The sequence below is a fragment of the Bacillus sp. 3103sda1 genome (assembly GCF_024159135.1).
Taxonomy (GTDB): Bacteria; Bacillota; Bacilli; order Bacillales; family Bacillaceae_G; genus Bacillus_A; species Bacillus_A rhizoplanae.
Genome location: NZ_JAMYWS010000001.1, coordinates 3,960,034 through 3,983,741 on the forward strand (window position 1 = coordinate 3,960,034; position 23,708 = coordinate 3,983,741).

The 23,708-nt window shown below is 38.1% G+C and carries 22 protein-coding genes and 1 pseudogene; 2 read left to right on the forward strand and 21 right to left on the reverse strand.

The genetic code is table 11. The annotated features are described in order from the left end of the window. Positions 1-2: 2 nt before the first annotated feature. The 14 genes and pseudogenes from NKR74_RS19870 to NKR74_RS19940 form a co-directional block, all read right to left on the reverse strand. Entirely contained in the window at positions 3-182 is a 180-nt protein-coding gene (locus NKR74_RS19870) for a hypothetical protein (RefSeq protein ID WP_098311062.1), read from the reverse strand. A 28-nt stretch (positions 183-210) separates the two neighbouring features. Next, entirely contained in the window at positions 211-483 is a 273-nt protein-coding gene (locus NKR74_RS19875) for a hypothetical protein (RefSeq protein WP_253630593.1), read from the reverse strand. A 252-nt stretch (positions 484-735) separates the two neighbouring features. Beyond that, positions 736-1,146, reverse strand: a complete 411-nt coding sequence (locus NKR74_RS19885; RefSeq protein WP_253630594.1) for a PH domain-containing protein — start codon at positions 1,144-1,146, stop codon at positions 736-738. Positions 1,147-1,212: 66 nt separating this feature from the next. Continuing rightward, on the reverse strand, positions 1,213-1,764 hold the full coding sequence (locus NKR74_RS19890; protein WP_098311066.1) for a GNAT family N-acetyltransferase: 552 nt from the start codon (positions 1,762-1,764) through the stop codon (positions 1,213-1,215). 90 nt (positions 1,765-1,854) lie between these two features. Beyond that, positions 1,855-3,168, reverse strand: a complete 1,314-nt coding sequence (murC, locus tag NKR74_RS19895) for a UDP-N-acetylmuramate--L-alanine ligase (protein WP_098311067.1) — start codon at positions 3,166-3,168, stop codon at positions 1,855-1,857. Positions 3,169-3,381: 213 nt separating this feature from the next. Further along, positions 3,382-4,503, reverse strand: coding sequence for a nicotinate phosphoribosyltransferase (locus NKR74_RS19900; RefSeq protein ID WP_098311068.1), 1,122 nt, complete (start codon positions 4,501-4,503; stop codon positions 3,382-3,384). Positions 4,504-4,564: 61 nt separating this feature from the next. Continuing rightward, positions 4,565-8,305, reverse strand: coding sequence for a DNA translocase FtsK (locus NKR74_RS19905; protein ID WP_253630595.1), 3,741 nt, complete (start codon positions 8,303-8,305; stop codon positions 4,565-4,567). Between the two features lie 269 nt (positions 8,306-8,574). Next, positions 8,575-8,829 (reverse strand): annotated as a pseudogene (locus tag NKR74_RS19910) (N-acetylmuramoyl-L-alanine amidase); the annotation flags it as partial. A gap of 59 nt (positions 8,830-8,888) precedes the next feature. Then, positions 8,889-10,340: an RNA-guided endonuclease InsQ/TnpB family protein gene (locus tag NKR74_RS19915; RefSeq protein ID WP_253630596.1), complete on the reverse strand. Its 1,452-nt coding sequence runs from the start codon at positions 10,338-10,340 to the stop codon at positions 8,889-8,891. A gap of 230 nt (positions 10,341-10,570) precedes the next feature. Beyond that, positions 10,571-11,185 carry a YtpR family tRNA-binding protein gene (ytpR, locus tag NKR74_RS19920; RefSeq protein ID WP_098306800.1) on the reverse strand — a complete coding sequence of 205 codons (615 nt, stop codon included), beginning with the start codon at positions 11,183-11,185 and terminating at the stop codon, positions 10,571-10,573. Further along, complete coding sequence (locus tag NKR74_RS19925) at positions 11,182-11,994, reverse strand: DUF1444 domain-containing protein (protein ID WP_253630597.1); 813 nt, start codon at positions 11,992-11,994, stop codon at positions 11,182-11,184. The genes ytpR and NKR74_RS19925 overlap by 4 nt, the downstream gene beginning before the upstream one ends. An 84-nt stretch (positions 11,995-12,078) precedes the next feature. Then, the gene (locus NKR74_RS19930) at positions 12,079-12,393 is read right to left on the reverse strand and encodes a thioredoxin family protein (RefSeq protein ID WP_090918897.1); all 315 of its coding nucleotides are present in this window, start codon (positions 12,391-12,393) and stop codon (positions 12,079-12,081) included. 281 nt (positions 12,394-12,674) lie between these two features. Continuing rightward, complete coding sequence (locus tag NKR74_RS19935) at positions 12,675-13,184, reverse strand: DUF84 family protein (RefSeq protein ID WP_253630598.1); 510 nt, start codon at positions 13,182-13,184, stop codon at positions 12,675-12,677. 50 nt (positions 13,185-13,234) lie between these two features. Continuing rightward, on the reverse strand, positions 13,235-14,308 hold the full coding sequence (locus NKR74_RS19940) for a M42 family metallopeptidase (RefSeq protein WP_098306794.1): 1,074 nt from the start codon (positions 14,306-14,308) through the stop codon (positions 13,235-13,237). A gap of 143 nt (positions 14,309-14,451) precedes the next feature. Between NKR74_RS19940 and NKR74_RS19945 the strand changes: the two genes are divergently transcribed. Next, the gene (locus tag NKR74_RS19945; protein WP_098306792.1) at positions 14,452-14,763 is read left to right on the forward strand and encodes a PepSY domain-containing protein; all 312 of its coding nucleotides are present in this window, start codon (positions 14,452-14,454) and stop codon (positions 14,761-14,763) included. Between the two features lie 87 nt (positions 14,764-14,850). Here NKR74_RS19945 and NKR74_RS19950 read toward each other — a convergent pair whose 3' ends face one another. The 7 genes from NKR74_RS19950 to NKR74_RS19980 all read right to left on the reverse strand — a co-directional run bounded on the left by NKR74_RS19950 (position 14,851) and on the right by NKR74_RS19980 (position 22,653). Then, positions 14,851-16,002, reverse strand: coding sequence for a thiolase family protein (locus tag NKR74_RS19950; RefSeq protein ID WP_253630599.1), 1,152 nt, complete (start codon positions 16,000-16,002; stop codon positions 14,851-14,853). Further along, the gene (locus NKR74_RS19955; RefSeq protein ID WP_253630600.1) at positions 15,999-16,871 is read right to left on the reverse strand and encodes a 3-hydroxyacyl-CoA dehydrogenase family protein; all 873 of its coding nucleotides are present in this window, start codon (positions 16,869-16,871) and stop codon (positions 15,999-16,001) included. The genes NKR74_RS19950 and NKR74_RS19955 overlap by 4 nt, the downstream gene beginning before the upstream one ends. 25 nt (positions 16,872-16,896) lie before the next feature. After that, the gene (locus NKR74_RS19960) at positions 16,897-18,042 is read right to left on the reverse strand and encodes an acyl-CoA dehydrogenase family protein (protein WP_253630601.1); all 1,146 of its coding nucleotides are present in this window, start codon (positions 18,040-18,042) and stop codon (positions 16,897-16,899) included. A 12-nt stretch (positions 18,043-18,054) separates the two neighbouring features. Next, on the reverse strand, positions 18,055-19,611 hold the full coding sequence (locus tag NKR74_RS19965; protein WP_253630602.1) for a fatty acid--CoA ligase: 1,557 nt from the start codon (positions 19,609-19,611) through the stop codon (positions 18,055-18,057). Between the two features lie 230 nt (positions 19,612-19,841). Further along, positions 19,842-20,738 (reverse strand): DMT family transporter, encoded by an 897-nt coding sequence (locus NKR74_RS19970; protein WP_253630603.1) that lies wholly within the window; start codon positions 20,736-20,738, stop codon positions 19,842-19,844. A 62-nt stretch (positions 20,739-20,800) separates the two neighbouring features. Beyond that, complete coding sequence (locus NKR74_RS19975) at positions 20,801-21,613, reverse strand: TrmB family transcriptional regulator (protein WP_253630604.1); 813 nt, start codon at positions 21,611-21,613, stop codon at positions 20,801-20,803. 176 nt (positions 21,614-21,789) lie between these two features. Further along, the gene (locus NKR74_RS19980) at positions 21,790-22,653 is read right to left on the reverse strand and encodes a YtnP family quorum-quenching lactonase (RefSeq protein ID WP_253630605.1); all 864 of its coding nucleotides are present in this window, start codon (positions 22,651-22,653) and stop codon (positions 21,790-21,792) included. Between the two features lie 292 nt (positions 22,654-22,945). On the opposite strand from NKR74_RS19980, the gene NKR74_RS19985 reads away from it, so the two are divergent. Continuing rightward, positions 22,946-23,356 carry a DUF1259 domain-containing protein gene (locus tag NKR74_RS19985; RefSeq protein ID WP_253630606.1) on the forward strand — a complete coding sequence of 137 codons (411 nt, stop codon included), beginning with the start codon at positions 22,946-22,948 and terminating at the stop codon, positions 23,354-23,356. Positions 23,357-23,708 lie beyond the last annotated feature (352 nt).

Consider the following 23,708-nt stretch of genomic DNA (forward strand, 5'->3'; position numbering starts at 1 on the left):
ACTTAGTTCGAAGTATCATTCCTCTTCCTAAGCTCATCTCGGATATCTTTTAAATACTCATTTCGTTCTCTCATCCTCTTTAATACACTCACCACAACGTATACCGCAAAGACTGCAACTGCAATATAAAAAATAAGCCCTAAAATTGAAAAAATGCTAAACATAATATTTCCTACTCCCATATCCCTGCCCCCTTTCAGTCTATTCTATCTAAACTTCTGCATGAGCAGACGGAGTAACCCATACCTTATATATAATTTTATCCCCAGACCAAACTGTATCCGTATGAACATGAAATCGTGGAACGTTTGCCAAATGAAAGGCCAAAACATAAGCAACTTTCTCGTCTGGAGTTGCATATCCATCAAATGCACCTGCATGTATATCGTGACTGATAGAACGTCCCCATTCATCTGCTTCCCATAGCGTGTCAAAAATCATATGATCCTCACGACAATCTGATTCATGCCAACGAATGCTCATGTAGAATCCTCCTATAACGCTGACATACTGCCTGTAATCTATTGTTTAAAAAATTTCTTCCCTTCGCTTTTCCTATATTGATAATGAAAATAATAGAGAAGTACGACTGCTAAAACACCTATTCCAATCGAAAGATATAAGGGCCACTCCCAGCGTACATAACCCCTTACACAAACTATAAGTACAGTGAGCATTTCAAAGCAAAACAATACTTTTACATTTTTCATCAGTTTCTCCCTGAAAATATAATATTCAGTCCACTATTCTCACATAGGGACTTCCTTTTAAAAGTAATTCCATAAACTTTTCTTTCTCTTTTGGCATTGTAATCATATGTACTTCAAAATTACTACCGTACGTGATTTCTAAGTTTCTCTTATTTTTTCCAACAAATCGCATAACACGAATGCTTACAATTGGAATTTTCTTCTTTGTTAGCCAATGCCCTGTTACAAGTTCACCATCAACGACTTTATGCTGAAACACAAACATTTCAGAAATCGGAATAATATTTGCAGCTAGAAATAAGATTCCTGCTGCAAGTCCCGTCAGCCAACCTTTCTCGTGCAACATAAATGATATAATGGGAGAGATTACGACAAGTAATAGCATAATCACAGTAAGCAGCATCATAATTGGATTTTTTTTCACGTAAAATTCCATCTTTATCACTCCTTATCCATATTATACCATTAGATGTTGATAAATTCAGAAAAAAGAAGCGTCATTTTAAACGCTTCTCTCCTTCCATTCTCTCGCTAACATACTATACACCGCAATGTCATGGAAATGATTATATAACCATTCTCCATCACGAATAATTCCATCTAAGTTAAAACCAAGTCGTTCTGGAATTGCACGGCTCTTTTGATTTTTTACTCCGCAATGAATTTCAACTTTATTTAATTTTAATTCTTCAAAAGCATAACGGAGCGCAGCCTTTACACTTCGCGTCATAATTCCTTTTCCACTTGCTTCTTCTGCAAGATAGTATCCAAGAGCTGTCGCCTTCTTCGCCCAATCCACCGGATGAATCCCAACCATCCCAACGAGATTTCCTTTATAACGTATACCTGCTTCAAAACCATTTCCATCTGCGAAGTTATGCAGCCACATTGGAAAGATTTCATTGTATCCTTCAGCTGATTTCGTGCGATCCACCCACGGAAGCCATTCTCGCAAATATTCTCGGTTGCTATCCACTAATTCGTACAGTTCATCTTTATGATGTTTTTCTAATAATTGTAATTCGATTTCTTTATCGATTCTTAGTGTAAACATTTCCCTCTCCCCTTTTTTCTAACTATTCTAACATTTATACTTAGAAATTGTTAATAAAAAATGACGTGCGTATTGCACGTCATTTCTCCCTTACTTTTTCTCCGCTACTTGTACTTCCTTCGCATAAGCAGCTTCAAATTTTTGAATATCACCAGCGCCCATAAAAATAAGTACGCCGTTTTTATGTTTCTTTAATGTTTCTGTTGTCATAACCGTAATAAGCTCTGCACCATCAATGCGTTGCTGCAGGTCTTGAATTGTAAGTTCTCCTCTATTTTCACGAGCAGAACCAAAAATATCACATAAATATACTTGATCTGCCTTACGTAAACTCTCTGCAAATTCATCTAAGAATTTTTGTGTTCGAGAGAATGTATGCGGCTGAAATACTGCTACAATTTCACGTTCTGGGTATTTCTGACGGGCAGCTTCAATTGTCGCATTGATTTCTGTTGGATGATGTGCGTAATCATCAATAATCACTTGCTCGCCCATTTTCTTTTCATTGAAGCGTCGCTTTACACCACCGAATGTTGTTAACTGATGTTTCACAACTTCGACATCAATGTCTTCATAATCACAAAGAGCAATAACCGCCAATGCATTTAGCACGCTATGATTGCCGTAACCTGTAATTTGGAACGTTCCATAATACGTATTACGAACAAAGACATCAAACACTGTACCATCTGTTCTTTTTTGAATGTTACGTGCTTGGAAATCGTTATCTTCACCAAATCCATAGAAAATAACTGGTACTTTCGCATGAATTTTTTGAAGTTCTTCATCATCACCACACGCAATAATACCTTTCTTCACTTGCAGTGCCATCTCTTGGAACGCACTAAATACATCATTAATGTCTGCAAAATAATCTGGATGATCAAAATCAATATTTGTCATAATTGCATAGTCTGGATGATATGACAAGAAATGGCGACGATATTCACACGCTTCAAATACAAAATACTTACTATCCTCTACTCCAAGTCCTGTTCCATCACCAATTAAACAAGATGTAGGGTTTGCTCCTTGCATCACGTGAGATAACAAACCTGTCGTTGATGTTTTTCCGTGAGCACCAGTTACAGCGACACTCGTATACTTACTCATAAAATCGCCTAAAAAATGATGATAACGATAAATAGGTAAATTTAATTCCTTTGCAGCTTCAATTTCCTCATGCGTATCTGGGAATGCATTTCCTGCGATAATCACTTGTCCCTCTTCAACATTATTCTTATCAAAAGGCAGGATAGAAATCCCACGGTTTTCCAAAGCTGTTTGCGTAAAAAAACGTTTGTCTACATCAGAACCTTGAACAGTATGCTTCATATCATGTAAAATTTGCGCTAAAGCACTCATCCCTGTCCCTTTAATTCCTACAAAATGGTAAACTGTCATCTTAAAGAACCTCCAACATTTCGAACTATTCCAACGGTCTATCTATAAGACAGTATATGATTTTCTTTTTATTTTGGTAATCATCTCGATTTTCTTATAATCACGTTCATGCTCTCTTTTAAATCCACAACAAACTTATTATAGCAAAAAACAATCCGTTATACTATGATAACAGAAAAACTGATAGGGTCAATTCCCTATCAGTTTTTCCTCTTATTCCTCATTTTCTCTTGCTTGCAACTGAACACGCTCTAAGCGTGGATTTGGACGATATTTACGTCCTGCTTTCGCTTCCGGTTTTTCGTTCAATTCTACGTTATCACCTGTGAAGCCAATATTCATTTTTAATAAGCTGCTGCCAACGCCATAAATATCAACAGGAACATTTTGTGCTTCAAACTCACGGATACGTTTTTCATCAAATCCGCCGCTCACTACGATATTTACATGCTGGAATCCTTCGTCATCTAATGCTTTGCGAAGTGCAAAGATAAGAGAAGGATTCACACCGCGCGGATCAAATGTACCAAGCACTTCCGGATGACGAATGAAGTATTGATCAATCATCGTACGAGATGTATCTACACGTACTCCTTTTAGCTCTGATCCAAATTCACGTGCCACGCGAAGCGCATCTGTAATCACATCGTTATTGTAATCAATTAGTACAACTAACTCATCTTCTGGGAACTTTTTATGATATGCTTTTGCCGCTTCCACAACATCACCGTTAAACATTTGAATTAAAGCGTGAGGCATTGTTCCCATGCCGCTTCTACCCCACCATTCATTCATCGCATGCGTTGCTTGTGCGCTCATGCCACCGATATAAGCCGCATAACCATCACCAGCTTGTTGTGTATAATGATCATCACGATCACCCATGAAAATAACAGGCTTCTCTTTCTCACCGCTGCGCGCAGCTTGCACAACATTATACACATTTGTTGCAACAGAAGTGCGGCGTCCTAAAATGCCATCTATTACACCTTCTAAATAGCCGAAATACTCATACGGTCCGCGAATCGTTAATACTGTTTCAAACGGATTAACCTGATCCCCATCTTTTAAGGAATAAATTTCAAGCTCTTCAGGATGCTCTGCAAATGTTTGTAATAAAGCAAGTGCTTCATCTGTTCCGCATAATACAGCATGTTCCTTTTGGAAAAACTGCATTGTCACAACGCTTCCTGGTCGAAATTCTTTAATAATATCACGAGTTTTTAAGAAATAAACCGCAGAAAACCAACCTTCGCCAACGCGCTCATCAAACTTGAACGTCTTATTTGTTAGTCGATTTATTTCACCTTGTAATTTTAATTCGATTTCTTTCATGTCGCTATACTCCCTACTTTACTATCCAGCGTTTTCTCTTAGTATACAGCAAAACCTTTTCTTATACATGTATATCCTGCATCGCAGCAAATTCATCTTCTGTAATGAGGACGTCTCTTGGTTTTGTTCCGCGTGCTTCTGAAATGATCCCTTGCGCTTCCATGTCTTCAATAAGACGAGCTGCACGGTTATACCCAATTCGGAATCTTCTCTGCACAGAAGACGTGGATGCTCCCCCTTGTTCTACAACAAATTGACATGCCTCAAAGAACAACTCATCTTCAGATTCTTGCTGTTCTGTTTTTGCCAATAAGTCTTCTTGATGGAATAAATAATTTGGCTTCATTTGACGTTTCGCATGCGCAACAGACTTTTCAATTTCTTCATCTGAAACGTATACCCCTTGCACACGAACCGGTTTTGATGTTCCATTATCTAAAAATAGCATATCACCACGGCCAAGTAATTTCTCAGCTCCGCCAATATCAATAATTGTACGTGAGTCTACTTGCGATGACACTGTAAAAGCAATTCGCGTTGGAATGTTCGATTTAATCAATCCTGTAATAACATCTACAGATGGACGCTGCGTCGCTACTAATAAATGAATTCCACACGCTCTTGCTTTTTGGGCAATCCGGCAAATCGCTTCTTCCACATCACCCGGTGCAACCATCATTAAATCAGCCAGCTCATCAATAACAATAACGATATACGGCAACGTCTCGCCTGGAATTTCTTGTTCGTTCATAATCGTATTGTAACGCGTTAAATCACGCGCACCTGCATGTGCAAACAATTCATAACGACGTTCCATTTCATCTACTGCCCACTTTAAAGCTGCCGTCGCCGCTTTTACATCCGTAATAACCGGCGCAACAAGATGCGGTACAGAATTGTACGGCGCAAGTTCAACCATCTTCGGATCAATTAGCATCAGCTTTACTTCGTGTGGCTTCGCTTTATATAAAATACTTGTTAAAATTGCATTAATACATACGCTTTTTCCTGATCCTGTTGCCCCCGCAATTAAACCGTGCGGCATTTTTCGAATATCCGTCACAATCGGTGTTCCTGAAATATCTAGACCAAGTGCGACTGTAAGCGGTGATTCACTTTTCGTAAACACTGGGCTTCGTAAAATTTCACGAAGAAATACAGCTTTGCTCTCTTTATTCGGCACTTCAATTCCAACTGCACTTTTCCCTGGAATTGGCGCCTCAATTCGAATATCACGAGCAGCTAAATTTAATTTAATATCGTCACTTAAATTCGTAATTTTATTTACTTTCACACCAGGTTCTGGCTGCACTTCAAAACGAGTTACAGCTGGCCCTTGCGTCACATTCACCACTTTTGCACCGACATGGAAATTATGGAATGTCGTATTTAACAGCTCTTTTTGTTCCTCTAACCACTCAGCATCATGTGCCGCCGGATGACTTGGGATATTTAAAAGTGCTAATGGTGGAAACTCATACGTTGGCGGTGCCTGTAAAACGTTACGAATATCTTGTTTTGTTTCTACAACAACTCGGTGCGTCATCTCTTCTTGCACTGGTTGTTTCACTGCTGGCGATTCAATATTTTGTTTTTTTTGCTCAGTCACATTTTGTGAAGGAGCCGGTTGCGACGGCATTGCTACACGGCGCTTTTCTGCTAACATCTGTTTATCTTGCTTTAACATCACTACATTAAACGGAACGAAACGTTTCTTCTCACGTTTTGGTTCTTGCGTTGCATCTACTTTGGGCTGCCCTGTTTTTACTTTAGTCTGCTCAGCAATTGCATTTTGTTTTTCCTCTGTTTCTTCTATTAATACATTTGCAAAGGCTTGTACAGCTTGCTGTGTTTGTTCATCAGCTTTAACAGGTTCTTCACTTTGTTCATGAACGAAATTTTCAGTTACTATTGCTTCCGCTTCAAGTACTTCTTCTTGTGTATTAGACTCTTTCATTTCTGAAGATAACTCTACTGCTTCCACTTCCTTAGCTTCAAGCAGTTCTTCTGTTATTGAGGCTTCAAGTACTTCCTCTTGTATATTAGACTCTTCCATTTCTGAAGATTCTTCCACTACTTCTGTTTCTTCTTGTACATCCAATTCTTCTGTCTCTGAAGATAACTCTATTTCTTCTATTTCCTGAGATTCTTCAACTTCTTCTGTTTCTTCTTGTACATCCAATTCTTCTATCTCTAAAGATAACTCTATTTCTTCTATTTCCTGAGACACTTCTGCTTCTTCTGTTTCTTCTTGTACATTCGATTCTTCCGTCTCTGAAGATAACTTGATTTCTTCTATTTCCTGAGACACTTCAACTTCTTCTGTTTCTTCCTGTACATCCAATTCTTCCGTCTCTAAAGATAACTCTATTTCTCCTGTTTCCTTAGATTCTTCAGCTTCAAATGTTTCTTCTTGCATAACAGCTTCTTCTATCTCTAAAAATACTTCTACTACTTCTATTTCCTCAGGCGCTTCTGCTTCTTGTGCTTCTTCTTGTACATCCAATTCTTCTGTCTCTGAAGATAACTCTACTACTTCTATTTCCTGAGGCTCTTCAACTTCTTCTGTTTCTTCTTGTACATCCAATTCTTCCGTCTCTAAAGATAACTCTATTTCTCCTGTTTCCTTAGATTCTTCAGCTTCAAATGTTTCTTCTTGCATAACAGCTTCTTCTATCTCTAAAAATACTTCTACTACTTCTATTTCCTCAGGCGCTTCTGCTTCTTGTGCTTCTTCTTGTACATCCAATTCTTCTGTCTCTGAAGATAACTCTACTACTTCTATTTCCTGAGGCTCTTCAACTTCTTCTGTTTCTTCTTGTACATTCGATTCTTCCGTCTCCGAAGATAACTCGATTTCTTCTATTTCCTGAGATTCTTCAGCTTCAAATGTTTCTTCTTGCATAACAGCTTCTTCTATCTCTGAAGATACTTCCACTACTTCTATTTCTTCAGGCTCTTCTGCTTCTTCTTGCATAACAGACTCTTCTATTCTCTCAACTTCTTCTTTCATTTCAAATTCTGACTCTACAGCAATAGGTTCATGTAATTCATTTTCACCTTGAGCCGCAACTGCATCACGATTAAGTAGCACCGTTTCATGGAATGTTGCATCATTTTGCACAGATGTAAGTTCTGCTTCATTTTTCTCTAACCATGTATCAACAACAGACTTCTTAACTTCCGCTTCAATTCGTGTAGACTCTACTTGATTTTGTTCTGGTAGAACATCTTGTGATGAATCATAAAACGCATAGCCATTCTTCTCAAACCATACATCAACAACTGCTTTTCCTTCTATTGATATCTCAATATCTTCTCGTTGTTGTTTCTTACTTTCAGTATGTTCTTGTCCCACTACTTCCGGGCGTTTATACCCAAAAATCGGAGAAACTATTTCTGTTGGACGAAACGGTCTTCGGTGACTTTCTTCTACAGAAGTAGGCTTTGCTTCCGTTACCTCTTGAATAATCGGTTCAATCTGTGTCTCTTTTTGTATTTCTTCTACTCGTCTTGATTGGCGTCTTTCTCGAATTGGTATTTCTTGTATAGCACGCTCCTCTATACGAGGCGATTTCATTGTGTTCTCCTCAAATCCTCCGTCAGGAATTAATGGAAAACGAAAATTCCTGCTCGCATGCGGCTTAGACACTTGCAGCTCATCTTCTCGTTTATTAGAGTAGTAGTTTACACGAGGAGTGTGCGAAGTAACCTTTTTCTCTACAAGAGTCTCTATTTCTCTCAATGCTGTCGCTTCATTTTCTTCCTCTTTTTTAAAAAACTTTTTCATCCAATCTAGCATGCTTACCACTCTTTCTACTAAATAGTAACACCCTTTATTGTATCAGCATTCGGCAAAAAGTGCAGATGAAATTAATTTCAAATTATTTACAGAAAAATGAAAAAGATTACAAAATGAAAACGCTTTTATATGATATGGATCGAAAAAAGTTTATCCCGCATTAACGGGCAGTAAAGGATGGAGAAAAGCTTGGAAGATAACTGCCCGTAAAAGCCTGATTGGTTCAACTAACCATCAGTGAGAAAAACGTCACTGATGGAAGTTTCACTTTATCCTTTACTTACTCGGTAACTTTCAACACTATCTGCCACACTTTGCAGTAAAGAACGTAAATAATTTACGTCTGATAGTTTTTGGTCTTCTTCTGGGTTAGACATAAATCCTAATTCTAATAAAACTCCCGGTACTTCCGCCCAATTAAATCCAGATAAATCATCACGAAATTTAATTCCGTTTACTTGTATGTTACTGTTTTCCTTCACTTTATTCACAATGAACTCAGAAGCCGTTAAACTCTCTTGATGAAAACTCCCGCCACTTATCTCCTTCGGATCTTGAAGTGGGGGTTTCTCATGTATCATCCTCAAAAGATGCTTAACACGAGTGGAGTTGACACAGCTGCCTGATGGCACAACCCCTCTATTCCATCAGCAAACGCCTTTGGAACTGCTTTTTTTAAGATGTTATAGGAACCATTCACATCTGCGTTTAGTAATTTGTTCTCTTTCGTACGATACAAGCCACGTTTAATACGTTTCCCACTGAATACAAGAATGTCTTCTTCACCATAAGTGGGAATTACATCATTGTCTAAAAAGGATGCCTTGCTTGTATACGATTCTTCTACGACTTGAACAGCAATCCCATTTCGTTTGGCCTTATAGGTGATCATTTCAATAAGTAGATTGTGTGGGATATGGCAAAAGGATTGATTCTGTCGGTTTCCCATATTACTGTTTTGTTTCCATGATGTATTTTTCCCAATCACAATCATAGAGATTTCCTGTTGAATCGCTATCTGAACAATGTGGTGACTCATTTTGTGGAAGATATCTTTTATTTTAAGAAACCGTTTTTCATGAAGCTTTTCTAAACGCTTTGATGTGTGTGGTCCTTCTTTTGGTTCTTTTCCATGACGAAGAATACCCAGTAAATGGGCCTTTTGCTTGTTGTAGTATTGATTGATGCTTTTGATGACATTGCCCTTTACTAACATAGGTGTGATCCCTATATTCGTTGTGATAGTTGCAATGTTATGAATCCCTAAATCGATACTCATATACCGATTATTGTCTACATGCTCAGGTATTGACTTGGAATGTTCTGTTACAATTTCCACCTTAAACTTCCCATAGGCAGGAGAAACACGTACTTCTTTTAAATTTTCGATTTTCCCGAGCAATTTACCGATATTTAATTTGATACTTGTTTTTGGAAAACGAATATACTTATCTTGGAGTTTACATACTTGATTCGTGAATACAATTTCTCTCATAGATGATTTAATGTATTTGGGAATGCGAGGTCTACCCGTAAAAGTGGAAGGATGTTTTTCGTATGCTTTAATGGAAGTAAAGAATGATTTCCAGTTTTGATATAACTTCTTCATAACCGCTTGATTCGTTTGTGCTGGCAAGTTCATATAATCTTGTTGCTTCATTATTTTAAACAAACAATCTAGAAAGTTATAGGATAGAAATGATTTCTCCTTTGTCGGTAACGTAAACAGATTACACTTGATTTCTTTCCGTTCTTCTGCCAGCTTTTCTTTCTGCTTTTGCACACGTCTTTGATACGCACGAAGTTGATTTTCATTCATGATTTCAATATATGCTTGTAATGTATGGAGAACTTCTTGTTGAAGTGGCTGTAATGGTTGATCCGTACGTAAGGCCGTATACACTTGGCGAATATAGAAATTCGTTGTATTGTAGAGATTTTTTGCATGTTGACACATTTCCATGAAGTAGGCGTGCAATTTGTGATCTTTCTTAATCCAAATTTGATAGGTTGTATATTCTTTTTCTCTTGTCATCATGTTCACCCCCTTCTTTCCATAATAATACTACAAAGCAGCAAAAAAGAACATACATTCGTATCGATATCAAAAATTTTTATACAAATTCAAAGGCAATTCATCCCCACCTTAAACTGGGCTATGCACTGAGCGTTTTGAAGATGGGGGTTTCTTGCCAATTTTCCGATAAAAAAATAGCCTCATTAACAATGAGACTATTTTTCATCCCGCTCTAACGGGCCATATATTTAAAATTTAAACTCTTGTCCAACTTCGTAACTTTCTTCAAGTACAAGAATTCCTTTTTCTTGCGGAGCATCTGGAAGCTCTAATTCACGTGCTGAGCAAATCATACCTGAAGATGGAATACCGCGAAGCTCTGCTGGTTTAATTAACATACCGCTTGGCATTACCGCACCGATTTTCGCAACGACTACTTTTTGGCCTGCGTCAACGTTTGGCGCACCGCATACGATTTGTAATGTTTCTGTCCCAACTTCTACTTTACATACATTTAATTTATCCGCATTTGGATGTTTTTCTTTTTCTGCTACGTAACCAACAACAAATTTTGGAGAAAGATCCGCTTCTACTTTTTCTGTAAAATCGTTCTTCGCTAAAATTTCATTGATCTTTTCAACAAGCTCTTTTGTTAGTGTAAGATTACCTGTTTCTGTTACTTCCATATAGGAAGAAGCATTAAAGATGTTGAATCCTGCTGTTACATTGCTTTCACGATCGAAAACGCGCGCTACATCTCCTTTACGTTCAAATGTACGGTTTTCTAATGTAATATCTTGCAGGGCAACAATTAATGTATCCCCAATACCTTCAAGGTTATAAAAAACGTTCACTTTGTTCATCCTTTCTCTTTTTCACTTCGTTCCTTCCGATTTTTCGCCAAAATAAAGATTGGTTCGAAATTACCATCTTCATATACGAATGAAAGTGATGTAATCGGAACATGACCTTCTGCAAAAAACTTCATTGTCATTTGTGCAATAATATCATAACCGATTTTGTTCACGATATCAGCAACAATTAATACATCTTGATGTGGAACTGCAACAACCATATCACCTGAAATTTGTTTACGCATCTCTCGTAATAATGAATCGTTTAAAATACGACTCGCATCATACCCATCATTTGTATTTAAGAAATAAAACGTATTTCCAGCGACTTCATCTCGCTTAAAATCAGCACTTAAAGAACGAACGTTGAACAATGCCATTTCACGTACTTGTTCTTCTGTCATCCCAAGTTTTTGCAGCAAACGCTGATCAATAAGGCGATATGTTTTATCTGAATCTAATGAATAGTAAATACGCGTTTCTGCTGTATGCTCTGTCATGACAAACGGATTTCCTTCTTCCGCTTCTTTCGGAAAGGACGTCGAACGAATAACAGGAAAAATTTTCGCCGTACTTTTTACTTCTTTATGCATCGCAACGAGCGCTTCTTCTACGTAATATACAACTTCGTCAATTGCCTTCTCTTTCTTTACCTCCCACTTCGCTACGATACCTGGAAGAGAAACAGTAATTCCCTTTTTCGTATCTGTCTGCTCAATGCGAAGTGTCTCCTTTTCACTATCGTACTGAAAATTCCACTCTGCTCTTTCAAGACGCTTCATAAGCTCGTCTTTCATCTTTTTACTCGTCATTTTCATATGATGTACCTCCCTTCCGAAAAAAACAACCTCCACATGTGAAGACAGAGGTTGTTTTTCGCATTGTAATTGGCTGGAAACGTCTTACTTTAACCCTTCAATAAACTCTTCAATTTGCTCTTGCGTTTTACGATCTTTGTTTACGTAACGACCAATTTCTTCTCCCTTATTGTAAGCGACAAAGCTTGGAATACCAAATACGTCTAATTTGATGCATAGATCGATATATTCATCACGGTCTACATAATAGAAAGAGAACTCGCTATATTTTTCTTCTACTTCCGGCATAAATGGATCGATAAAACGGCAATCTGGGCACCAGTCTGCTGAGAATAAAAAGATCACTTTCTCCTCGTTTTTCAATTCTTGAAATTGCTCCATGCTTTCTAATGATTTCATCTATAATTCCTCCCTAAAAAGAAGTATGTATTTACTAATTTAATCTTACTTTATATATAAATCCATTTTGATTTATCAACATATAAATCGCTGCCATGCAGATCAAAACATGACCTGCACTCGCTTTCTACCTTTGTTTTAACCCTTGCACGTGGCAGGAAAAGGCCCTGACCGCTTCTATGCATGGCCAGATGCTCTCGCCCATCTAAAAAGAAAGAGGGTTTTTAGGTTTTTTTTCATTTGTATTTATATACTACCATACATGAAGTACGGTGCAAGGTTTATGCTTCGTTTCTGTCATACATATATTGTCCAACTAATAGCTTCACAACATGCACAAACAAATCCGTTCGATCTACATAATTGTTTGTAAAAATGCCGATTGCTCCTTCATGGCTGCGAATGTCATGCCGCTTTGTATACTCTTCCATTACTTCACTTAATTCTTTTCCTTCTTCAAGAGGTTGAATAAACTCATCTGGCAGTTTTATACGTGCTCCGCCTGCGGTAAATAACTTTCCTTCTTTCGTTGCTAAAGCACCCCAGTTACACATAAACAAGCCGTATTCTGTATGCATCACACCGCCTTCTAAACCAATTCCAATATCTGCTTTTCCTTCTGCTAATGCTAATTTTGCCCGGTTACTTGCCCCTTGCAGCGTTTCTTCATCAGAAAACGGCTGCGCTGACACATGAGACGGTACAGACAATGAAATCATTTCAGCATCTGGTAACACTTCCTGAACAGCATTTACTTTTGTTTTATTTTTTGATCCGACTGCTACTTTCACTGTTAAACCTCCTATTTAAAAAGAAAAGGCCGCATTTGGCCTTTTCCATATTAAACATTTTGTTTAATTGTTTCAAATGTTGTTTTATCTGTTGCTTTTACTAAATGAATCAGCAATTCTTTCGCTGCTGCGTAATCATCAATATGTAAAATCGAAGCATGTGTATGAATGTAACGAGCACATACACCAATAACAGCTGATGGTACACCAGAGTTACTTGTGTGTACACGTCCTGCATCTGTACCACCTTGTGATACGAAGTATTGATACGGAATGTTATGCGTTTCTGCTGTATCTAAAATAAACTCACGAATTCCACGGTGTGTCACCATAGAACGATCATACAAACGAAGCACAGCACCTTTTCCGATTTGACCAAACTGTGTTTTATCTCCTGATGCATCGTTCGCTGGGCCTGCATCTAACGCATAAAAAATATCTGGCTGAATCATATTCGCTGCTGTTTGTGCACCGCGAAGACCGACTTCTTCTTGTACAGTTGCACCGGAATATAGCGTGTTTGGTAATTTTTCATCTTTTAACTCTTTTAACAATTCAATCGCAAGGCCGCAGCCATAACGGTTATCCCAAGCTTTTGCCATAATTTTCTTTGGATTTGCCATTGGTGTAAACGGACAAATTGGCACAATTTGTTGACCAGGTTTCACGCCAATTTCATGTGCTTCCTCTGGGCTATCTGCACCGATATCAATTAACATATTTTTTATATCCATTGGTCTCGCGCGTTGTTCGTCACTTAATAAATGAGGAGGAACAGAACCTACTACACCGATAATTGGTCCATTGTCTGTCATAATTTGTACGCGCTGCGCTAGTAACACTTGACTCCACCAGCCGCCTAATGTTTGAAAACGGACCATTCCGTTTTTCGTAATTTGCGTTACCATAAAGCCAACTTCGTCCATATGACCAGCTACAAGAACGCGCGGTCCATTTTCGTCACCCTTTTTTAAGCCGAAGATACTTCCTAAACGATCTTGTACAATCTCATCTGAGTATTTGCTTAGTTCTTGCTTCATAAAACGACGCACATCATGCTCAAATCCAGAAGCTCCTTGCAGCTCTGTTAACGTACGAAATAGCTCCATTGTCTCTTTATTCATTGCGTTATCCTTCCTTCAATCCAATAATAGAATCACTCTTTTTATTGTAACGAAATTTTCGAAATCTTTCTAGTTTCTTCTTTTTTCATGTAAATTGATTTATAATTATGAAGATGAACTTTTTATAGAATAGAGGTGAGTATATGAATTGGAAAAGCTTACTAGCTGGTGTTGGTATAGGATTTGCGGCTGGATATGTTGTTGCAAATAAAGTACAAGAACAAGCACACATTTCTTCTGAAAAAGCATTAAAAATGGTGAAACAAGCATTAAGTCATAAAGGTGAAATTACAGGTTCTTGGGTCCATATGGTTCCAGAGACGTTTGAAAAATATGATGTTACTTATGATGTATACCGCGGTGGTATTACAACGTTATTACACGATGTACAAGAACGATTTGAATTTTTAGTAGATGCAAAAACAGGTACAATTTTAGAAGTAAAAGTTGCTTAATCAAAAGGGTGCAGATTCATTTCTGCACCCTTTTAATTATCACATCAATATATCGGCGAGCCGACAATATATGACTTAAATTTACTGTTATATTCTTTCAATAATTGTTGCCGTTGACATCCCGTGTCCAATACAAATCGTAAGCAACCCGTATCTTCCATTTCTTCTTTCCAGTTCATGAAGAAGGGAAGTCATCAATTTCACACCTGTTGCTCCAAGCGGATGCCCTAATGCAATAGCACCGCCATTGACATTTACCTTATGTAAATCTGCTTCCATTTCTTTTTGCCATGCAAGAACAACGGAAGCGAATGCTTCATTAATTTCTACTAAGTCCATATCATGAATCGTTAAGTTTGATTTTTGCAGTACTTTTTTCGTTGCTGGAATAACTCCAGTAAGTCCCATTGTAGGATCTGAGCCAACAACAACTTGATTCACAATTCGCGCGCGTGCTTTATATCCTAGCTCTTTCGCTTTTTCACTGTCCATTAAAAGAATCGCTGCTGCTCCGTCACTAATTTGACTTGCATTTCCTGCTGTAATCGATCCGTTCTCCTTGAACACAGCCTTTAAATTTGCTAGTGCTTCAAGAGAAGTATTCGCCCGCGGCCCTTCATCATTTGTAACTAGTATTGCATTTCCTTCCTTATCTATTCCATTTACAGGTACAATTTCTCGCTTAAAATGACCTGCTTCTATCGCATGTAGCGCGCGTTGATGACTTTCAAAGGCATAGCTATCTAGTTGCTCTCTTGTAATTCCATATTTTTCAGCAATCATTTCTGCTGATACACCTTGATGTACAATTTCATATTTCGCATGAAGACTACTCGGAATTGTATTTGCATTGCCATCGCTTAAAATTGGCACTTTCGTCATATGCTCAACACCAGCAGCAATGGTAATATCCATATCACCAGATTTAATCTCTTGCGCCGCAAAATGGATCGCTTGTTGTCCTGAACCGCAAAGACGGTTAATCGTTACGGCAGGAACTGTAATCGGAAAGTTCGCTTCTAGCGCGGCAAGTCTACCAATATTAAAGCCTTGCTCCGCAATCGGCGTTACACATCCCATTACAATATCTTCTACGATTCCTTTTTCGATATTTGCACGTTTTGTTACTTCATTCAGTGCAACTGCTCCAAGTTGTACTGGATGAAGTTCACGAAAAGCACCGTTTCTTTTTCCAACTGGAGTACGTACCGCTTCAACAATAACGACTTCTCGATTCATATTTTCTCTCCCACTTTCCCTTTTTGATAATCATAGAACCCTTTTCCCGTTTTCCGGCCAAGATGTCCTGCCTCTACAAGTTTTACAAGTGTTTGCGGAGCGCGGAATCTATCACCAAACGCTTCGCTTAAGCCCTGACTTGCAAATAACATCGTATCTAATCCAACATAATCCGCTAACTCAAATGGACCCATTGGATAATTCAAGCCAAGTTTAATTGCTTTATCAATTTCCTCTTTACTACCTACTCCTTCTTCGTACATACGCATACACTCTAACAAATGCACCGCAATTGCTCTTGAAGTGACAAATCCTTGCACATCTTTCACAACAACTGTTTCTTTTCCAATCTCTTCTGCTAATTCTTTCACTGCTTGTAGTGTATGTTCCTCTGTATCAACCCCTTTCACAATTTCAATGAGTTTCATAACAGGTGCTGGATTAAACCAATGCATCCCCACCACTTTCTCAGAGCGGTTTGTCGCGCTTGCAATCGCCGTTACACTTAATTCAGATGTATTTGTTGCAAGAATAGTAGCCTGAGAAGCATAGCTATCTAGCTGTTTAAAAATCTCTTTTTTCAACTGCAAATTTTCAGGTGCAGCTTCAATAACAAGTTCTACATCTTTACATGCTTCCTCTAACGTAATCGTAGAAACAATATTAGCAAGAACCTGCTCTTTCTCTTCTTTGTTCATACGCCCGGCTTTCACAAAGCGATCCAAACTTGCGGTAATCCCCTTATATGCCTTTTGTAAACTTTCTTCCGATACATCATACATTTTCACACACTTTCCGCCCATCGCTAATGCTTGGACAATACCGCTTCCCATAATTCCGGCACCAATTACTGCAATATTTTGAATCATCTTTTCTCCTCCCATTCCTCTTTCATTACAATCCCATACTTTTCGCGATAATACTTTTCATAATTTCGTTTGTTCCGGCATAGATCGCACTTACTGGAATATCGCGGTACCGCCTTGCAATCTCGTACTCTTCCATGTATCCATACCCGCCGTGCAGTTGCATGCACTCTGCCGCTACTTTCTTCGCAAGGTCTGTTACCCACCACTTTGCCATCGATACTTTGGTAACGATGTTTTCCCCATGCATATGTGCCCTAATACATTCATCAATAAATGTGTGGCCAATTTCAATTTCTGTATACATTTCTGCGAGTCTGAATTGAACAGTTTGAAAATCACTTATACTCTTTCCGAATGCTTTTCGCCCTTTTACATATTCCTTTGTTAAACGCAGCATCACTTCTGCTGCAGTTATGGCAGCAATCGCGACAACGAGGCGCTCTTGCTGCAATTTGTCCATTAAATAATAAAAACCTTTTCCTTCTTCTCCTAACAAATTAGAGGCAGGAACTTTCACATCTTCAAAAATAAGTTCTGCTGTATCTTGGCTATGTAATCCAACCTTTTCTAATTTTTTCCCTCTTTTAAATCCTTCCATTCCTCTCTCTAAAACAAGCAAACTCATTCCTTTATGAGCTGGCTTTACAGTAGAATCCGTCTTACAAACAACAACGACTAAATCTGCATGAATGCCATTTGTAATGAATGTTTTTTCTCCGTTTACAACATAATGATCCCCTTCTTTGCGTGCCGTTGTGCGAATACTAGCTAAATCAGAACCTGCTCCCGGCTCTGTCATCGCAATTGCGGTAATGTATTCACCGCTCACACATTTTGGAAGCCAACGTTTCTTTTGTTCTTCTGTTCCATATGCTGTTAAATAAGGAACGACAATATCATTATGGAGACTAATTCCTACTAAACTAGAACCAACCTTTTCTAACTCTTCATTTATCACAGCTGAATATCCAAAATCAGCGCCGGCTCCGCCGTACTTCTCCTCTACCATCGAACAAAGAAAGCCATTTTGGCCCATCTTTTTCCACAAGGAACGCGGAATAATACCGTCTTTCTCCCATTGGTTATAGTGCGGATACGCTTCCTTTTCTAAAAATTTACGGAAGGCATCACGGAAAATGTGATGCTCCTCCTCCAAATATGCATGCTTCATCGTATTCTCCCCTTATTTATTCACCTCTGCCCCTTCACTACGTATAATAAACTTTTGAATTTTCCCGCTCGCATTTCTCGGCAACTGCTCGGTAAATACATACTTGCGCGGGCGTTTATAATCAGCGAGTTTATCGCTCTGTTTACAATATTCATCTAACATTTCTTCTGTAAGAGACCCGTCCTTCGAAACAACATACGCAACGACACGCTGCCCCCATAACTCATCCTTCTCTCCTAGCACCGCAACATCTAAAACACCGTCATGCGTATACAAAAAATCCTCTACTTCACGCGGATAAATATTCTCACCGCCGCTCACGACCATATCATCAACGCGGTCTGCAACGTATAAATACCCATCGCTATCTACATACCCTAAATCGCCTGAATGATACCACCCTTTATATAAAGCCTTTTCTGTCGCTTCTTTATTGTTGTAATACCCTGCCATCACACACGAACCTCTTATAATAATTTCTCCAATTTCATATGGAAGTAATACATCATCCGGTTCAGACGGTCCATCATCGTTCGGACGGACAATGCGAATTTCATGATTATACCCAGCCTTTCCTGCCGAACCAACTTTCGAAAGCTGCTCATGCTCACGTAAAAACGTAACGGCTGGTCCCATCTCTGTCATTCCGTAAGCTTGTACTAATGAAACATTCAATTTTGCATCGCAAGCTTTCACAAGTGCAGGTGCCATCGACGCCGCTCCATATAAACCGTATTGAAGTGAGGATAAATCATACTGTGACAAATCTTCTTGCAGTATCATATTCCACATTGTCGGTGCCGCAAACATAACAGTCACCTTTTCACTTTGAATTGTCTCTAAGACAAGCTTTGCATCAAAATGATGAAGAATGATATTTGTTGCACCGCTATGTACTCTCGGAATAAAGCAGCAATGCAGCTCTGCACAGTGAAACATCGGCGCTGTTACAAGGCCGCGGCTATTTTCCGTGTAATGTAAATAGGCAACGCCCATCAAGCTTTGATCAATAATCTCTCGGTGACGATGAAGCACACCTTTTGGATAACCCGTTGTTCCGCTTGTATACATAATGGAACAAATATCATCTTCTTTTACTTCTATTTTTTCAAAATGTGGCGTGGCACTAGATATTTTTTCTTCATAAGAAATAGAAAACGTTGGCTGATCTTGATCAATGTACCAAAATTGAATGTGAGGAAATTGTGTATGAATGCTTTGTACTTGGGAGGATAATTGCTGTTCAAAAAGTACGATTTTAGGAGAAGCGTCTTCTAATATATAAGCAAGTTCTTGCGGCTTTAACCGAAAATTAATTGGATTGAATACAGCCCCAATTTTTGCACAGGCAAAACATGTCGTTGCCAGCGCACTACTATTAAAAAGAAATGTCGAAACGCGGTCACCCTTTCGTATCCCGCTTTGTTGAAGTGCATGGGCAAGTTTGTTTACCTGCTCGTTCCACTCTGCATACGTCCAGCGAACCTGTTTTTCCGGCTCAACAATTGCTTCCTTATTCGGATAACTTCCAACCGTTAATTCCAGCAGCTTCCCAATCGTCATATACACGATACATTTCCCCTCCTTATCCATTAAAACGCTTTCATTTTTTCGTTATCTTCTTTTAAAAAACGGACTAGCTTGGGGCTATTATAACAATTTTCAGAATGTTTTAGAAACGAACATTTCGACAAATAGTTACAACAAAATCGTTGGACAGCTACCTCCTAAGAAAAAGGAGAGCATTCTTTGCTCTCCTTTTCCTACACATATTCATATTAGTAGAATAATCCGCACCATTAGTTTAAACGAACAAATTTATCTTCCGCTAATCGTCTTTCTTTTTTTGGAGAATAACTAATCCCTACAAACACTAGCAAAATTCCAAGAAGTTGATAGACATCAGGACGGTAATTCAAAATAGTAACATCCAGTAAGATTGCAACAATTGGATCAACAAAAACTAAAATAGCAATGGTTTGAGCCTTTAATTCTCGCAAACTACTGAAAAACAAATAAAATACGAATCCCGTATGAATAAACCCTGTAACAAGGATATAAAACCAATTTTCAGCGGTAAGATGCGTAAACTTTGACCAATCTACGAATGGAATCAATAGCAAAACACCCAAGCTCGTTTGAATAACGGTCGTTAACAACGGACTAAGTGTTTGAATTCCCTTTCCCGTAATTGAAGTAAGGGCATAAAAGAGTGCTGCTGCAAACGCCCATAAAACGCCTGTGGATAAAAATCCAGCAACGGTTGTATGTTGATGAATCCCTCCGACTAACAGTGTTCCTGCAAAACAAATAAAGAAGAATATCAATCCTGTTCCTGTTATTTTTTCTTTAAAGATAAAAGAACCTAATAAAAGCACAATAACAGGCGCTAAATGATAAATGGATATTGCCACAGTAATGGGCATTACTTCAATAGAGCGAAAGAAAAAGACCCAGTTTATGATAAGAAACACACCACATAATAAAGCAAGTAAGTACTCCCGGCGCGGAATAAAACTTTTATGCTGCTGTTTTGTTGTTAATGTGTGAAACCCCCATATTGCTCCTAAAAGAATACTTGCACAGAGGCAACGTACAAAAACCAATTCAATCGATGGGAGGCCTGTTTTTATCGAAAATAAACCGATTGAACCAAAGATAGCCATAGAGGCGGCAAATTTTAGTTTTGCATACATCTAATTCCCCTCCAAAGTCGTTATAATTATAACGACTCTTGTTTTATGGTAAAAAAACAGCTTTACACTAAGCTGTTTCTTCCTGTCATGACATGAATTAAATCTTCTCGTTTTTTCCATAGCTCATCAAGCTTTTCAGGACCGAACGCAGTTGTAATTTCTTCTACCATAATGTCGTGTCGAATATATTCGGTAGCGATAAGAACGAGAGCAGGGTCAGTTGACTTTACAGCCCATTCTGAACCTCTGTCGCTAAACTTAGCAATTAATGCTTCTTCTTCATCCCGAATGAGAATGGTCAAATACCCGCCCATACGTTTACTAACAATGTCCGGTGCCATATAGTTGTGATGATACGTGTTTCCTAGCATCTTATCTTCTGCTCCAAATAAAACTGTAAAAATAGGGATTGATCCTTCTTTCTCTCGAACAGCTTTTTCAATGTCTTTCACAATAGGAGACCAAATGGATAACCAAAGTTCTGTTTTTGCAGATCGAATCATCGAAAGCATTTCTTGAACAATATGTTCATACTGAACAATTCTAGTTACAACATCCACTTTCTGATCACTTTCTAACGTTGTGAGGGACGATTCTAGCACTTCTAATGATGTATTCATCTCTTCTTTAAGACGAGCGAGCAACTGTTTCGGCTCAACAGGTTTATAGACAATGGGATCAGAAGGAACAGTTTGAATTGCTCCTTTATCAAGTAATTTTCCTAATACCTCATAAATCATTGAGCGCGGGACGCCAGAACGTTTACTTAATTCATAGCCAGTGATGGCTGGTGATTTCAATAAACCTATATAGGCCTTACACTCGTATTTTGAAAATCCATGTTTTTGCAATTCGGTAATTGCTTTCTCTTCCATAAATCCTCCTAATAGTAGTTATTGTATTAACTACTATAAAACATTCATGATTAAATGTCTATATTTTCAGAATTTTATCCAATACATAAAAAATATCGGTCAGTGTAGACCGATATTTTTCCCATATGAGTTATCTTTTCATTTGCTTTATGTTTGCTTATTCAATTTTTACTCCATTACACTTCGCTCGGTACTTCTACTTCTTTACGTTCTAATTTTTCTACCATATGCCCTTCTTCATCCCATTTCACCGCACGGTAATATGCATCATGGTAGAACGTAAACCACGCTTTCTGCTCTGCGCCGTATTTCATCCATTTTTGTTTATTCTCAATTGATGTCATTGGATAATCATCATACGCCATAACCCACAATACATTTTGATGCGCATGCGTCGGCATTAGATCTGCTAAATGAAGCAATGTTTCATTTTGACTTTGTGCAATGACAACCGCATGTCCATCACTGTGTCCGCCCGTATGAAGCATTCGGATTTCATCCGTAACATTTATTTCCTCATTAAATAAATGTACTTGATGTACAATTGGCTCCCAATTTTCTTTCCAATATGTATTGCGTGAGCGGATATTTGGATTTCTCATTTCGTCCCATTCTGTTTGTGATACGTATATTTTTGCATTTGGAAACGTCGGGATAAGCTTTTCCCTTTCCCATTTCGTTAAACCAGATGCATGATCAAAATGAAGATGCGTCATAAGAACATACTGAATATCTTCCGCTTTCAAACCAAGCTGAGCGAGCGATTGTTCAACTGATGACTCTTCTGTCACTCCTTGATTTCGTTTCATCTTCTCATTCATTTTGTTATTTCCCATACCTGAATCTATGAGCATATTGCCATCTTTCGTTTGCAGCAACAATGGATCTGTTCGTAAATAAATTTGATTTTTATCGTTATGACTATATTTACGTGACCAAAGCGCTTTCGGCACAACACCAAACATCGCTCCGCCATCTAAATGCGTATTTCCTCCTCGCAGCCATGTCACTTGTATCTCTCCAATTTGTAGATGTTCCATTTTTTGTATGCCCCCTTTCACTCCATATTATCACACAATTCAGAAAAGGTGGTTTACTAGAAGGAATTGAAGTAAAATTTATGGAACAAGAGCCGCCTTTTCGACTGCTCTTGTTTTTTGAAATAGGAAATATTCGTTTTTATAATTCCTGAACATATAAAACTATTAAAATGTTTTTATTAATTCTATTAATAGTACGTAAATAGTCCAAGCTTTTTCTCTATACTACGAATATTTTATTAGAGGGAATTGATTATATAATCAAAAAAAATATACGGAAAGAAGGTTTTTTATGGGTTCAAATGACTCTATATGCGACTTATGTAAAGAATTTGGGAGAATCTTAGGTGGATCTGCAACAGTTACTCCAGAAGGGGTATGCTTAGTACAAAAGTTTCGTGATATTAAATTTACTATTCTTGGACGTAGAACACACTCTCCACTGGTTAACCCTCAGTTTTTTTCGTTTGAAGATCTTGATAGGAAAGGAAATGCGTTGAATTTAGGGGAAACAGTTCTTTTACAAGAAGAGGTTAACCCATTATTAACTGAACTTCGAAAAAGAGACATTATCGTTACAGCACTTCATAACCATTGGTTATTTGAAGAACCACGGGCTATGTATATGCATTTTGAGTCAATTGAACCACCATTAGAGTTTGCTAGAAAAATAAGAGAAGCATTTAAAGTATTAAAAAGATAATTTGACTTTATTTATATCAGGGAGGAATTCTTATCGATCCTCCCTGGTTCTGTAAGGACATTTCTAACTTTTTTACATAATAGTTCTTATATCAGATCCTCATAGCAAGCTGATTTACTCCCTTAACATAAGTTATATAAAAGTCATAATAATAGATGTACATTCCATTTCTAAAAGGAATGATTAGTCCTAACGAAGATGCCTTGTTCACCTAACAGCACTGAACCTGTCATTCCTTTTTCCCTCATTGGCTTATGAAATTCTTAACTATTTGTTTTCTCCTACTAGCTATATCAATTAACCCTTTTTATATGCAAAAAAAGAATCGAGACGTAATCGAGGATAAAAAAGC